Annotated in this window: 15 protein-coding genes and 1 pseudogene; 11 read left to right on the forward strand and 5 right to left on the reverse strand. The window is 32.9% G+C overall.

Features of this window, described 5'->3' with window-relative positions; genetic code table 11:
* Positions 1-5: 5 nt before the first annotated feature.
* The 6 genes and pseudogenes from JQC67_RS10465 (at position 6) to JQC67_RS10490 (ending at position 4754) form a co-directional block, all read left to right on the forward strand.
* A complete protein-coding gene (locus JQC67_RS10465) occupies positions 6-1154 on the forward strand; it encodes an efflux RND transporter periplasmic adaptor subunit (RefSeq protein WP_203252756.1) in 1149 nt (382 codons plus the stop codon).
* A pseudogene (locus JQC67_RS10470) lies at positions 1147-1641 on the forward strand (VIT1/CCC1 transporter family protein). The gene JQC67_RS10465 and the pseudogene JQC67_RS10470 overlap by 8 nt, the downstream one beginning before the upstream one ends.
* A gap of 158 nt (positions 1642-1799) precedes the next feature.
* Complete coding sequence (locus JQC67_RS10475) at positions 1800-2531, forward strand: sulfite exporter TauE/SafE family protein (RefSeq protein WP_203252757.1); 732 nt, start codon at positions 1800-1802, stop codon at positions 2529-2531.
* 7 nt (positions 2532-2538) lie between these two features.
* A complete protein-coding gene (locus JQC67_RS10480; protein WP_203252758.1) occupies positions 2539-3312 on the forward strand; it encodes a patatin-like phospholipase family protein in 774 nt (257 codons plus the stop codon).
* Positions 3313-3560: 248 nt separating this feature from the next.
* Complete coding sequence (locus JQC67_RS10485) at positions 3561-4454, forward strand: DnaJ C-terminal domain-containing protein (RefSeq protein ID WP_203252759.1); 894 nt, start codon at positions 3561-3563, stop codon at positions 4452-4454.
* 6 nt (positions 4455-4460) lie between these two features.
* Positions 4461-4754, forward strand: a complete 294-nt coding sequence (locus JQC67_RS10490; protein ID WP_203252760.1) for a chaperone modulator CbpM — start codon at positions 4461-4463, stop codon at positions 4752-4754.
* A gap of 9 nt (positions 4755-4763) precedes the next feature.
* On the opposite strand, the gene JQC67_RS10495 is transcribed toward JQC67_RS10490, so the two are convergent.
* Positions 4764-4970, reverse strand: a complete 207-nt coding sequence (locus JQC67_RS10495) for a YgaP family membrane protein (RefSeq protein WP_203252761.1) — start codon at positions 4968-4970, stop codon at positions 4764-4766.
* A 146-nt stretch (positions 4971-5116) separates the two neighbouring features.
* On the opposite strand from JQC67_RS10495, the gene JQC67_RS10500 reads away from it, so the two are divergent.
* Positions 5117-5959, forward strand: a complete 843-nt coding sequence (locus JQC67_RS10500) for a universal stress protein (protein ID WP_203252762.1) — start codon at positions 5117-5119, stop codon at positions 5957-5959.
* Positions 5960-6146: 187 nt separating this feature from the next.
* Here JQC67_RS10500 and JQC67_RS10505 read toward each other — a convergent pair whose 3' ends face one another.
* The 3 genes from JQC67_RS10505 to JQC67_RS10515 are packed head-to-tail and all read right to left on the reverse strand — an operon-like array spanning position 6147 to position 9189.
* The gene (locus JQC67_RS10505; protein ID WP_203252763.1) at positions 6147-6821 is read right to left on the reverse strand and encodes an ABC transporter ATP-binding protein; all 675 of its coding nucleotides are present in this window, start codon (positions 6819-6821) and stop codon (positions 6147-6149) included.
* A gap of 8 nt (positions 6822-6829) precedes the next feature.
* Positions 6830-8092: an ABC transporter permease gene (locus JQC67_RS10510; RefSeq protein ID WP_203252764.1), complete on the reverse strand. Its 1263-nt coding sequence runs from the start codon at positions 8090-8092 to the stop codon at positions 6830-6832.
* Positions 8089-9189, reverse strand: coding sequence for an efflux RND transporter periplasmic adaptor subunit (locus JQC67_RS10515; protein ID WP_203252765.1), 1101 nt, complete (start codon positions 9187-9189; stop codon positions 8089-8091). Before JQC67_RS10515 ends, JQC67_RS10510 begins: the two co-directional genes overlap by 4 nt.
* Positions 9190-9542: 353 nt before the next feature.
* Here JQC67_RS10515 and JQC67_RS10520 point away from each other — a divergent pair, with 353 nt between their 5' ends.
* Both JQC67_RS10520 and JQC67_RS10525 read left to right on the forward strand, forming a co-directional pair.
* Positions 9543-9944, forward strand: a complete 402-nt coding sequence (locus JQC67_RS10520; protein ID WP_203252766.1) for a DUF302 domain-containing protein — start codon at positions 9543-9545, stop codon at positions 9942-9944.
* Positions 9945-9988: 44 nt separating this feature from the next.
* Positions 9989-10288, forward strand: a complete 300-nt coding sequence (locus JQC67_RS10525) for an HPF/RaiA family ribosome-associated protein (protein ID WP_203252767.1) — start codon at positions 9989-9991, stop codon at positions 10286-10288.
* Positions 10289-10307: 19 nt separating this feature from the next.
* Here the strand turns inward: JQC67_RS10525 and JQC67_RS10530 are convergent, their stop codons facing one another.
* Positions 10308-10730 carry a hypothetical protein gene (locus tag JQC67_RS10530; protein ID WP_203252768.1) on the reverse strand — a complete coding sequence of 141 codons (423 nt, stop codon included), beginning with the start codon at positions 10728-10730 and terminating at the stop codon, positions 10308-10310.
* An 86-nt stretch (positions 10731-10816) separates the two neighbouring features.
* Here JQC67_RS10530 and JQC67_RS10535 point away from each other — a divergent pair, with 86 nt between their 5' ends.
* Together JQC67_RS10535 and JQC67_RS10540 are read left to right on the forward strand one after the other, a co-directional pair.
* Positions 10817-12337: a sensor histidine kinase gene (locus tag JQC67_RS10535; protein WP_203252769.1), complete on the forward strand. Its 1521-nt coding sequence runs from the start codon at positions 10817-10819 to the stop codon at positions 12335-12337.
* Positions 12334-13386, forward strand: a complete 1053-nt coding sequence (locus JQC67_RS10540; RefSeq protein WP_203252770.1) for a response regulator — start codon at positions 12334-12336, stop codon at positions 13384-13386. The genes JQC67_RS10535 and JQC67_RS10540 overlap by 4 nt, the downstream gene beginning before the upstream one ends.
* The last annotated feature ends 11 nt before the right edge of the window (positions 13387-13397 follow it).

Below are 13397 nucleotides of genomic sequence, written 5' to 3' on the forward strand. Positions count from 1 at the left end.
GCAGTATGCAACGTAATATATATAATATAGCAATTTTGAGTTTGGTGTTCGTATGTATTAGCTGTGGGGATAAAGCAGCAGAAAATTCACAAGTTGAGATGCAAGAGGAAACAACTTTAGATAATAGAATCTTCGTTTCGAAGGTGCAGTTTGAAAACAGTAAAATGACCCTTGGTAGTATTGAAGAAAAGCCTTTTTCGGTAACGATAAAAACCAACGGAATGATAGATGTTCCTCCAGAAAATCGAGCCGTCATTAATGCTATGATGGGTGGTTATATTAAGACCACGCCATTATTGATAGGCGATAAAGTTCGAAAAGGGCAAGCGTTAGTTACTATTGAAAATCCTGAATTCATAACTATCCAACAAGAATATATGGAAGTAAATGGACAGTTAGCCTATTTAGAGTCTGAGTTTGAACGACAGAAGGTGATGATGGCGGAGAAAATTACTTCGCAAAAGAGTTTTCTTCAAGCTGAAAGCGCTTACAAAACTGCAAAGGCTAGACATAATGGCTTACGCAAACAACTTTCAATGCTGAATATCTCGCCATCTAACGTTGAAAAAGGTAATGTTAGTTCTGTAGTGACCATTTATGCACCGATTTCCGGAAGTATCACTAAAGTGAATGTTACCAGAGGAACCTATGTATCGCCAGCGACGGCGATTTTAGAAATTATAGATAATGACCATATTCATATAGAATTATCAGTGTTTGAAAAGGATATAATGATGTTGAAAAAAGGGCAAAAAATCAACTTCAAGATTCCTGAATCTTCATTGGAAACTTACAAGGCAGAAGTGCATTTAATAGGAACTGCGATAGAAGAAAATAGAACAATAAAAGTACACGGGCATTTAGTGGATGAGTCGGAAGCTAACTTCCTAACAGGGATGTTTGTTGAAGCAGAGATAGTAACTGCATCCGATTTGGCAAAAGCGGTACCGGAAACTGCAGTCGTTAAACAGGAAGACGCTAATCTAGTATTGAAATTGGTTGAAGAAAATAAGAATGGATATTTCTTTGAGCAAGTACCCGTGCAAATAGGAGGCACTTTTGAAGGAGGCATCGACCTTACCTCATATGAGAATCTGGACTCAACAGATAAAATTTTGACCAACGGAGCATTTAATCTAGTAGCTGATGAATAATCAAGAAATACATTATATCAACCGGAGTGGCTGGTTAGATGCAGGAGTGTTAGGTGCAAATGATGGTATTCTTTCTACTGCGAGTATCATAATAGTTGTCGCAGCGGTTAGTAGTAAAAGTACCCTATTATATTAGCAACTATAGCAGGGTTGGTTGCTGGTGCATTATCAATGGCTGCTGGAGAATATGTTTCAGTCCTTTATCAAACAGATGTAGAGTGTACAGATATTGAACATGAAAAATAGAATTGAAAGTCACCCCTAATCTAGAATTACAGATTCTTGCTCAAATTTTGAGGTGATTGGTTTAAAAAAGGAGTATGCACTTTATGGTTTTGCACTTTTCTTTCTCATAATATTAGGAGCATTGGCTGCCAAAACGGGTGGTTCGAGTATTACTAAAGCCATTTTGCGAATAACTTTTTGGGGTACCGTGGCAATGGGGTTAACTGCGCTAGTGGGATATTTTTTTAACGTTAACCTTTAGTAAAACAACTATCGGCGTTGTAAAATATATTATTCTTAGCTGTTGGCTAATTGTATTAGATGTATTTTTTAAGTTAAATAAAATATTCTAGTACAGTGAATGACAATTATCATTGTCCGACTACCTTATCAAGTTTAGCTTTACTTTAAATCTAATTTATGTTAAGTCGGTACTTGCCCGTATTCATAATACTGTCCATTGTCGCAGAAGTTCTTGGAACTGTGGGTGGTTTTGGGTCTTCTGTATTTTTTGTACCCATGGCTAGCTATTTTATGGATTTTCAATCTGTTTTGGGTATAACCGCCTTGTTTCATCTTTCGAGTAACATTACAAAAATTGGATTTTTTAGAAAAGGATTTGATAAAACCTTGATGCTCTATTTAGGTATTCCGGCAGTTTTGTTTGTCTCTTTAGGTGCATATTTAAGCAAATATGCAAACCCTAAATGGCTAACTTTAATATTGGGTATTTTTCTAATTGCTTTCGGTTTATTATTTATAATTCACAAAACTTTAAAAGTAGAGGCTACTAAGAAAAACGCAATTATTGGTGGTTCTTTGTCTGGCCTTTTTGCGGGCTTATTGGGTACAGGCGGTGCTATAAGAGGAGCTACTATGACAGCTTTTAACCTAAATAAAGAAAAATTTATAGCTACATCGGCAATTATCGATTTAGGCATTGATTTAAGTAGAAGTATTATTTATATTAATAACGGTTATGTTCACCGGCACGATCTCTGTCTTATTCCAATTTTAATTGTAGTAAGTATTGTTGGCACCTACTTTGGTAAATTGATTTTAGATAGAATTACTCAAGAGCAATTTAAACACTTTGTTTTATACTTGTTAGTGGGCATAGGAATACTTACTGTTGTATTTAATTTAAAATAAAAAGCAAATGGATAAAGCAAGTATTGGTTTGGTACTTTCTGGTGGTGGTTTCCGTGGGATTGCGCACGCAGGCGCTATAAAAGCTTTTGAAGAATATGGTATTTACCCAAATTATATTTCAGGAACAAGTGCAGGAGCTTTAGTAGGAGCATTATATGCCGCAAATTATACTCCCGAAGAAATTGTTGCTGTCTTTGATAAAGTAAAAATATTTGAATTTAATAGATATGCAGTCAATAAACCAGGCTTGGTTAATACCGATACTTTTAAGAGTTTTTTAAACTCATATTTCAAAGAAAACAACTTTGAGCATCTTCATAAAAAATTATTTGTTACTGCTACAAATTTATTGTCAGGAAAGATAAAAGTATTTGATTCAGGTGTGTTAATAGATGCTCTTTTAGCTTCGGCATCGTTTCCTGGAGTTTTTTCTCCTGTTACAATTGAAGATGGTTTTTATTCAGATGGTGGAATTTTAGATAATTTTCCTGTTGGCCCAGTTCAAAATTGCGAACATATTTATGGTGTTTATTTAAATCCTATTAATGTTATGAAAACCACAGAATTCAAACATTCATATGATGTTGTAAATAGAGCATTACATCTACGTATGAATGCTGCACATGAAGCAAAATTCAAAGATTGTGAAATGGTTATTTATCCAAAAGAACTAACTAAGTATAATACATTTAATGTGAAAAATACAAATGATCTATTTGAAATAGGATATAAGCAAACTCTTGCATCCCTTAAAAAGAAAAAACCATCTATAATAATATAATGCAATTGTAGAATGTATTATTGGGAGTAATATGACCTTAATTGATTTGACTTTTATTGCAGACCAGAGTTTCTAACGTTACTAAAATGGTTGAAAGGGTATTGCATTTTGTTTACGCTCAACAGCATTAAAAAATTACTAGCGAACAGGTAACTTCTTCTAAGAAAATGAACTAAATTATAGTAAATAATAAAGTGAGTTTTATTATTTTAATAGTACGATTACATGTTTTAAGATAGAATGATTTTATGGAATTTATAGACTATTACAAAGTACTTGCCTTAACAAAAAAAGCTACTGAAAAGGAGATAAAATCAGCCTATAGAAAGCTGGCGCGAAAATATCATCCTGATTTAAATCCTAATGATGCGGAGGCCGAAAAAAAGTTCAAGCAAATTAACGAAGCAAATGAAGTTTTAAGCAATCCTGAGAAACGAAAAAAATACGACCAGTATGGTAAAGACTGGCAGCATGCCGAAGAATTTGAGAAAGCTAAAACGCAAAGAGGGGCTAATCAAAGTGGTAGATCTTATACCAATTCAAGTAACCAAGAAGGTGATTTTTCTGACTTTTTTGAATCGATGTTTGGCGGGGCCAGTTATGGTAGGCAAGAACGACAAGTAAAATTTAGAGGTCAAGATTTTAATGCGGAGCTACAATTAAATCTTTCAGATGTTATAAAAACGCATAAAAGAACACTTACCATTAATGGGAAAAATATTCGCATAAATATACCTGCAGGTATTGAAGATAAACAGACTATAAAAATAAAAGGTTATGGTGGTGATGGAATAAATGGAGGGCCTAAAGGAGATTTATATATAACTTTTTCTTTGTTAAATAATACCGAGTTCAAACGAGAAGGTGCAAATCTGTATAAAACATTAGAGATTCCACTTACAAAAGCTATTCTGGGTGGTACTATCACAATTAATACCTTAGAGGGTAAAGTAAAACTTACCTTAAAGCCAGAGACCCAAAACGGTGCACAAGTTAAGTTGAAAGGTAAAGGTTTTCCGAGGTACAAAAAGGACAATGAATACGGAGATTTGTATATAACCTATGCCATAAAAATTCCCACAAACCTAACTGATGATCAACGTGAGCTTTTCAAAAAATTAGAAGAATTAGATTTAAAATAGTATACCATGGAAAAAACCATTTATATACATATTAAAGAATTTTGCAGCCATTATAATGTAGAAGTTCCATTTATAAAACAATTACAAGAATACGAAGTTGTAAATATTGAAGTTGCAGAAACTGAAATAATGATTCCTGAAAATGAATTATTAAATCTTGAAAAGATGGTTCGTTTGCATCATGATTTGGCAATAAACCCTGAAGGTTTACAAGCAATTCATCATCTGTTAGCAAAAGTGAACCATCTTCAAGAAGAAATAAATTTTCTTAGTAGAAAACTAAAACGGTTTGAAGATTAATTCAGAGTTCTAATTTTTCACTTTACACGTTGATATTCCGAAAAGTGTATACAGCGGACAAAAACTAACAAAGCTGGTCAGTACAAAAATGCCAGCTAAAACAAGCATCACAATTCCTAAAGTACCAGAAATTATTCCTAGATAATATAGAACGCCAACTATGGCAGCGATTATTATCCGAATCAATTTATCTTGAAATCCCATATTTTTTTTCATAATAGTTTAGTTTAAATTATACTTTATTACAAAACCTTAATTACTTAAGATTCAAAGTTATACCATCTTCTATTTTTAGGATATGACCAATGTCATATTACTTACGAGAGAATTATTATAGTTTCATAAAAACAAATTCAGCACTTATGAAATCTATTCTATACGCCACAGATTGTTCAAAACACGATACTGATACTTTGCAATATGCATTTGAAATGTGTCAGCAATTAAAAGCAAGTCTCACACTTTTACACATTTATAGCATTCCGCCCGTACACTTATCCACAATACGATCGCATAAGCATCTGACTTCAAACATTCATGATGAACAGTTAAAAGTTTTAAAGGATTATGCCACAAAACAATTGGCGCAAAGTTCAAATAAAGTAGAAATCAACTTTGAGGTTGTAGAGAACATATCGGTAAGTGAAGGTATTTTATCTAAAATTGAAGAGGTGTCACCAGATATCTTATTAGTTGGTATGAAAGATGAGCATACCGCCCGTGGAGTATTTTCAGGTAGTATTGCAAAAGCGTTGCTCGAAAGCGTTAACTGTTCGCTCTTAATTGTGCCTAGTAACATAAAATTTAAAAATATAGGATCAATATTATATGCGTCCGATTTTGAGGAAGATGATATTATTGCAATCGAAAAGTTAGTAGAACTTGCTCAACCCTTCAATGCTAAAATTAATATTGTACATATTGCCGCAAAAGATGAATACCCAGAAGAGCAGTTAATGGAATGGTTTAAAGAGTTGTTACAACAGAAAGTGACGTATCAGAAAATTTCTTTTGAGGTTATTTCAAATGATAAAATATATGAGGGATTACGGAACTATATTTCCACAAATAATCCGGATATTATTGCCTTGTTAGAGCGAGAAGAAATAGGATTTTTTAATAAACTCTTCCATAAAGATTTAACCAAAAAATTTGAATCAAACATTAGCATTCCTATGCTCACTTTCAATCAAGCTTATTTATAAACTTTAGCTTAATGCATTCGATTTATGTTAAAAAAGAAACTTAGGTACATAGTCTTACAAATTTAAAGTTGCCACAGATTTCAACACTATTAAACCTAAGAAATGGTAATTTGAATTATAATAAGAATTACAATGCTCTACTGCATATTGAGAATAAAAATGTGCTAAAGAAGTTTCTAAACAAGCATTATACTAAAATCCTTCCATCTTCCATCTGGATTATTCTATCGGTACGATTGGCAAAATCTTGATCATGTGTAACAACTAGGAGTGATAACCCTTCTTCTTCTTTAAGTCGCTTAAATATACTAAATACGTTTTCTGAATTATGACTATCTAAATTTCCTGTGGGTTCGTCTCCCATTAAAATTGAGGGACTATTTATCAATGCGCGCGCAATAGCAACACGTTGTTTTTCACCCCCAGAAATACGTGCCGCTCGTTGATGTGCAAGATGACCTATATTAAGCATTTTTAATTTTTCATTTGCATCATGCATAATTTCAGCGTCTGATTTTTCAGCTAACTTTTTAGCAGGTAACATCACATTTTCAATAACGCTGAATTCTGAAAGCAGGTAGTGAAATTGAAAAACGAATCCGATATTTTTATTACGTATTCTAGAAAGTTCTTGGTGTGTTTTTCCAGAAATAAGTTCTTGATTTAAATACAATTCACCGGTATAGTCAGTGTCCATGGTTGAGAGAATATAGAGTAAGGTCGATTTTCCAGAACCAGATTTTCCCATTATAGAAACAAATTCACCTTGGTTCATTTCAATAGAAATATCTTTTAGCACATGAAAATCCTTAGGTTTATGAAAATGCTTATTGATATGTTTAGTAGCTAAAACTTGATTCATATTGTTATTTAAGTACCTCTAATAATCCGTACAGGGTCAATATTTTTTGCTTTTTTTGATGGAAGATATCCAGCAACGAAAGTCGAAAGTAGCGCAAAGGTTATTCCTATGATATAATACCCAATTTCAAAGTTAACCGGATAGGTGGTAATTGTAGGTAGGGCTTCTGTATTGAATGGTGCATTGTCAATTAAGACAGATAATCCTAAGCCAACAAACAAACCTAACAGCCCACCAACAATACCAATTAACATTGCTTGACTCATAAAAATTAACTGTACATCACGGCCTGAAAAACCTGTTGCTTTTAAAATTGCGATGTCTTTCATTTTCTCATAAATAAGCATATTTAAAATGTTATAAATGCCAAAACCTGCAACTATCAAAAGCGTTATGGAAACGGCATAAGTAATTAGATTTCTAATACTTGTACCAGTTTCAAACTGTGCATTTGCTTCATTAATATCAGTAGCCTTTATATTATATTGCTTCTCAAGCAAGTTTGCCATTGGCACAGCTTTATCAATATCTAAAAGTTTTACATTAATATCAGTAATGTAGCTATTCGTCTCTCCAAGAATGCGCTGAACACTTTTAAGATTAGAAAAACTTTGTACATTGTCAATTTCTGCTACACCACTTTGATAGATACCTACTATTTTCAATGGAAAAATATTTCCTGCTACGGTACTTATTTGCACCCTATTACCTACGGATAATGACATTTTTTTTGCTAAACCTGACCCCAATAAAATACCATTATCATTATTTTTTAGAGCTTCAGCAGAACCTTTAATAATATTATCTCGAAAATTTGACAATCGAACTTCCTCCATAATATCGACTCCTAATAAACTGCCACCCAACTCAATGGATCCAGACATGTAGAATATTTGAGCTCGTATTTGAGGTGTTGCCCCTTTCACATTTTCATCTTTCTTAAGACTTTTTAAAATAGGTAAAGCATTGTGTATCTTAAGTTGACTATGTTTAGGTCTTACAGAGTGTATAACGTTTAGCGCATTTTCATATTCTTTAAACTTATCTATTGGTTGCTGTAAAGTGGGTTCTATTTCGTTGTAGATATGTATGTGTGGCGTTTGGTTTAATACTAAATCATCTAACATGGTATTGAGACCAGTCATAAAACTAACCATGGTTATATATGCGCCAATTCCGAATGTTACCCCCAAAGTTGCTGTAGCAGTTGATTTCATCTTTGTTAAAAGATGTGTTTTTGCAATATTCAGTATTACTTTCCAGTTGGTCATTCTTCTGGTTTTAGTATATATGTATTTGCATTTATACCTTCTAGAATTTCAATTTTGTCTAAATTTTGCAAACCTGTTTTCACTTCTACAAGTCCATCATCAGTAAGTACTTTAGTATCATCAATTAGATATGCTTTGGGTATGACAACAGTATTTTTTCGTTGAGCAATAATTATATTACCCTCACCAGAAAGACCAGGGTAAAGTACTTCTGGCTGATTATCGAATACAGCTTCTACTTTAAAGGTTTGTGAACGACTATCTTTTCTAGGATAAATTTTAATAACCTCAGCTTCAAAAATCTGGTCTTGGTACGCATCTAAAGTTAGTACTACCTTTTGATGGAGTTTTACTTTTACTATATCTACTTCATCGACTAACATTTCTATGATAAAAGTATTAGCACTACCGATTGAGGCTAAGGGCTCCATCGTATTAACGAGCTCACCAGTATTTTTAAATAAGGCATATACTTTTCCATTTATTTTACTAGAAACTGTGAAATCGGTTGTAGCTACCTGTGCTGTTTTAAAATTATTGTTTGCCTGCTGTACTTTTGTTCTGAGTTCATTTTGAGTACGTTGATATTCACTTCTTAATAGGCTTACGTTATTTTGTGAAAGTTCAAAAGCCAATTTGCGATTATCAAATTCAACTTTTGATCCTATTTTTTGTTTCCAAAGCCGCTTCTGACGGTAATAATTTATTGAATCATTTTTTAGTTTAAGTTGTGCCGCCGCAATTTGATCCCTAATACTTTTTAATACGCCAGAACTACCACTGTAATTTTCTTTTGCGAGTTGAAAAGAAAGTTTGGCATTATCAGTATTTAATGATGGAGTAGTATTTACAACCTGAAGAATGGCATCACCTTTTGCTACAATAGCACCTTCTTCTACCAAGTTTTTATCCAAGATTCCGGCAACAATCGCATATGCCTGATACAGGCTATCTGGTTGTATCGTAACTGATGAATACACAGATTCCGTCAAAGAGCTTTTTTGGGGTAATATTTTATCTTGTTTTGACCCACAAGACAAAACCAAACTAAAAAACAATATACCTAGAACAATAGAATAGCTGTTAGTAGCATTCATAAATGTGATAATTACATATTGACATAAAACTACTTATGCAAGTCCTATCTAGCTATGATAATAATCATATTTAGAAAAAAATGTGTAACATGTTTGACCAATAATAAACGTAGTATTAAAGAATTATGAACCACTTAATATAGATGTCAATGCTGATAAATATCATATGACAAAAGCTAACGCACTAGTACCTTAGCTTTTTGAATAGCAAATCTATTTTTAAGAAAAAATAAATGATTTCGAGATTATACGTGAATAACTGTTTGTTAAGATTTTAAATATTTTATATAATAGTGATTGATCTATATCGATTCAAATAATTTCAATTTTAACACATTTTAAACATAAATATTATGACTTACTATAATAGTGCGACACTAGGTGATGTAACGTTTGAAAAGGCTATTTTAAAAACTACTGAAGCTTTAAAAAAAGAAGGTTTTGGTGTACTGACCGAAATTGATATTAAAGGAATTTTAAAAAAGAAATTAGATGTTGAATTCCATAATTACAAAATTTTAGGAGCTTGTAATCCATCTTTTGCGCACAAGGCACTGCTTGCAGAAGACAAAATAGGAACCATGTTACCATGCAACGTAATTGTACAAGAAAAAGAAGATGGTTTTATTGAAGTTTCTGCTGTAGACCCCATGGCATCAATGCAAGCTGTAATCAATAAAGACTTAATGGGTATAGCGAATGACGTAAGTATTAAACTTAAAAAAGTGATTGACAATCTTCAACATCACCATTAAGTAGTATAATTTTCACAGAACTGGTGACTAAAAATAGTAGTAAAATGACAACAAATATTCAATATGTACACATGCCAACTAGCGAATCGTTGAGCAAGATTATCATTAATAAATTAGAAAAATTACATCATAAATTTAATTGGGTGATAAGAGCAGAAGTCTTTTTGAAAAAAGAAAACAATGCTTCTGGTAAAAATGACATTTGTGAAATAGAACTCAGTGCACCTGGGCCAAAATTTTTTGCAACCTCTATGGAAGATAATTTTGAAAAAGCAGTAGCCTCAAAAGTAAAAGAATTGGAGCGTCAATTAAAAAGAAGAAAAAATTCGTTTGCAAATCACTAAAACGATAACTAGTTTCTTTTTATTCGGTTTTATCTTTTTGAAAAAGCAATTGAAGTGTACCTAACAAAATAAGTTCAGACTTGTTTTTGCCAGAGAACGAATAGGCAATTGCGTTTGCAGTTTCACGAATAAGCTTTTTAATCTTTTCAGAGAAAATGGCTTTATGTTCGTTATAGAATTCTGTGAAGTTTTTAAAACATTCACCACTTGTTTTTTCATTTGCTAAAAGCCAATCAAACACAATTTCAATTTGATATGCGGCGTCAGAGCCATATGCATCCTCAATATCGTCTAAGGGCAGCCATTTTTCACGTACTAAGCTTTTTAGTTTATCAATTTCCTTGCTATGAACAGTGTCATCAGCCATTGCAATAGCAAAGAAGAGATTGCCTACTTTTTGATATAATTTTTTTCCAGTACTATCTGAATAAGATTTATTCATAATTTATATTTTAGAGTAACTAAAAGTACATGCTGATTTTAAATTCTTAAATGATAAAAGTCAGTTATTAAGTTATCTTTAGGGCTATGGATGTTTTAGGTAAAAGCAGTGATATATTTCGGTTACTTTCAGAGTCAGTTTCTGAAGGTATGTTGGTGGTAAATGATAAGCAAATAATAGCAGCCGCAAATGGTTCTGCACATGCAATGTTTGGTTATGCGAAAAATGAGCTTGTGGGTAAGCCATTAGATATTTTGATACCATGGAACTATCGCAAAGCACATTCAGGACATTTTAATGGTTTTACAAAAGGGGCTGAAAAAAGGCAAATGGGCCGGGGCCGAACTCTTTACGGTTGTAAAAAGAACGGTGAAGAATTTCCTGTTGAAGCGGGCTTAAATCCGTTAGAGCTTTTTGATACCAAATACGTCATGGCACTAGTGACAGATATAACGGAACGAAAGAAGTCAGAAGAAGCACTAAGCCATTGGTATCAAATATTCAATGAATCATTAAATGAAATTTATGTTTTTGATGCCACAACTTTTAAGTTTATCAATGTAAACTATGGCGCTCAAATGAACACGGGCTATTCTTTAGAAGAATTGAGAAATCTTACCCCAGCAGATATTAAACCTGATTTTGATGAAGCTTCTTTTAAAACACTGCTAGTAAACCATTTTGACGGTCAAGAACCAAAGTTGGAATTTGAGACTATACATCAGCGAAAAGATGGATCTACATACCCTGTTGAGGTACATTTAGAGCTCTCGAATATAGGAGATCGAAAAGTGTATGTTGCCTTTATTCTCGACATTACCGAGCGTAAAGCATATACCGAGAATTTAGAAAGAACTGTAGCAGAACGTACTGTGCAGCTAGAGGAAGCACTGGCTGCAGAAAAAGAATTAGGCGAACTAAAAACAAAATTTCTTTCTTTAGTATCACATGAGTTTAAGACTCCTTTAAGTAGTATTTTGACCTCTACCACGCTTTTGACCAAATACACCAAAACGGAACAACAACAAAATAGAGACAAACATCTACATACAATCAAAAGTAAGGTGAAGTATTTAGACAACATCTTAAATGATTTTCTATCCGTAGAAAGACTTGAATCAGGTAAAGTAAAGTACATCTACAGCACTTTTCCGTTAAGTAAAGTGGTAAATGAGGTTGTATATGATTCAAACATGTTATTGAAAGATGGTCAGCGTATATTATATCCTCAAGATATTGATGAAATCATTTTAGAATTTGATGAAAAAATATTAGAACTAGCTTTATCTAACTTAGTTCATAATGCAATTAAATATTCTCCGGAACATAAGGTTATTGACATTCGTGTTTCTAAAGAGAAACAATTTATCTTCTTACATATTATTGATAAAGGAATCGGTATTCCTCTTGCAGAGCAAAAATTCATATTTGAACGCTATTTCAGGGCAGGTAATGCGCTATTGAATCAAGGTACAGGAATTGGATTAAATATTGCGAAACGTCATTTAGAGAATTTAGGAGGCGATATCACATTCAAGAGTATAGAAAATACAGGAACAGAATTTAAAATTAAAGTTCCTTTACAACCTTTAAAATCTGAATCATGAAAAAAGTACTTTTAATAGAAGACGATCTTTCATTACGCGAAAATACTGCGGAAATATTGGAGCTCTCAGGATATGAAGTACGTATGGCGCCAAATGGAAAAATAGGCGCAGATTTAGCAAAAAAGCATATACCAGATATTATCGTTTGTGATATTATGATGCCAGAAATGGATGGCTATGGAGTTTTGCAAGAACTTTCCGCAAATGGATCTACTAAGCACATACCTTTTATATTTCTTTCGGCAAAAACAGAACGTTCAGAGATTCGAAAAGGAATGGATTTAGGTGCTGATGATTATCTAACCAAACCATTTGAAGAAGTAGAACTATTAAGTGCTTTAGAAAGTAGATTGGCCAAAGCAGAATTGCTGTCGAGAATGATTGCACCACCAAATCAAGATGTAGAAGCACCTGAAGATCAGATGGTCACTCTAAATGAGTTAAAGAATTTTTTCGATGATCATGGTAGTATAGATAGGTTTGAAAAAGGAGAACATATATTTAACGAAGGTGCGCGCGCTACTACGGTTTATCTTTTATTAAAGGGTGTTGTTAAATGTTATAAAATGGATGAGGATGGAAAAGAATTAATAACTGCCTTATACCGTGCTGATGATTTCTTGGGGTTCACCTCTTTTGAAGAAAACTTACCATACCAAGAAACAGCTACAGCAGTAGAGAATGCTGAAGTTGCCGGAGTTTCAAAATTAAAATTGAAAGAGATTTTGCAAAAAAATCAAAATGTTTCGTTACAGTTAATGGAACTCTTAACTGAAAATATTACGGATATTAAAGAACAATTATTACAGATGGCTTATAGTTCTGTTCGCAAAAAAACAGCGCAAACACTATTGCAATTTTCAGAAATTATGAATAAAAAATCTGAAGAGCCTTTACGTATATCAAGAAGTGATTTAGCTAGCGTTGCAGGCATTGCTACAGAAAGTTTGATTCGCACTTTATCTGGATTTAAAAAAGAAGGTTTAATTGAAATTGAAGGTAGAAATATTCGAATAGTAAAACTTGATGCGCTACAACAAGTAATTTGAACCTGTCTTCT

Source organism: Aurantibacter crassamenti, from assembly GCF_016811105.1.
In the GTDB taxonomy this organism is placed as follows: Bacteria; Bacteroidota; Bacteroidia; order Flavobacteriales; family Flavobacteriaceae; genus Aurantibacter_A; species Aurantibacter_A crassamenti.

Bases quoted from the DNA above. Each gene is read 5' to 3' on its own strand.
- JQC67_RS10535 (WP_203252769.1), top strand. From the start codon at position 10,817: ATGGATGTTTTAGGTAAAAGCAGTGATATATTTCGGTTACTTTCAGAG.
- JQC67_RS10520 (WP_203252766.1), top strand. From the start codon at position 9,543: ATGACTTACTATAATAGTGCGACACTAGGTGATGTAACGTTTGAAAAG.
- JQC67_RS10490 (WP_203252760.1), top strand. From the start codon at position 4,461: ATGGAAAAAACCATTTATATACATATTAAAGAATTTTGCAGCCATTAT.
- JQC67_RS10480 (WP_203252758.1), top strand. From the start codon at position 2,539: ATGGATAAAGCAAGTATTGGTTTGGTACTTTCTGGTGGTGGTTTCCGT.
- JQC67_RS10505 (WP_203252763.1), bottom strand. From the start codon at position 6,821: ATGAATCAAGTTTTAGCTACTAAACATATCAATAAGCATTTTCATAAA.
- JQC67_RS10500 (WP_203252762.1), top strand. From the start codon at position 5,117: ATGAAATCTATTCTATACGCCACAGATTGTTCAAAACACGATACTGAT.
- JQC67_RS10485 (WP_203252759.1), top strand. From the start codon at position 3,561: ATGGAATTTATAGACTATTACAAAGTACTTGCCTTAACAAAAAAAGCT.
- JQC67_RS10510 (WP_203252764.1), bottom strand. From the start codon at position 8,092: ATGACCAACTGGAAAGTAATACTGAATATTGCAAAAACACATCTTTTA.
- JQC67_RS10465 (WP_203252756.1), top strand. From the start codon at position 6: ATGCAACGTAATATATATAATATAGCAATTTTGAGTTTGGTGTTCGTA.
- JQC67_RS10530 (WP_203252768.1), bottom strand. From the start codon at position 10,730: ATGAATAAATCTTATTCAGATAGTACTGGAAAAAAATTATATCAAAAA.
- JQC67_RS10495 (WP_203252761.1), bottom strand. From the start codon at position 4,970: ATGAAAAAAAATATGGGATTTCAAGATAAATTGATTCGGATAATAATC.
- JQC67_RS10525 (WP_203252767.1), top strand. From the start codon at position 9,989: ATGACAACAAATATTCAATATGTACACATGCCAACTAGCGAATCGTTG.
- JQC67_RS10540 (WP_203252770.1), top strand. From the start codon at position 12,334: ATGAAAAAAGTACTTTTAATAGAAGACGATCTTTCATTACGCGAAAAT.
- JQC67_RS10475 (WP_203252757.1), top strand. From the start codon at position 1,800: ATGTTAAGTCGGTACTTGCCCGTATTCATAATACTGTCCATTGTCGCA.
- JQC67_RS10515 (WP_203252765.1), bottom strand. From the start codon at position 9,189: ATGAATGCTACTAACAGCTATTCTATTGTTCTAGGTATATTGTTTTTT.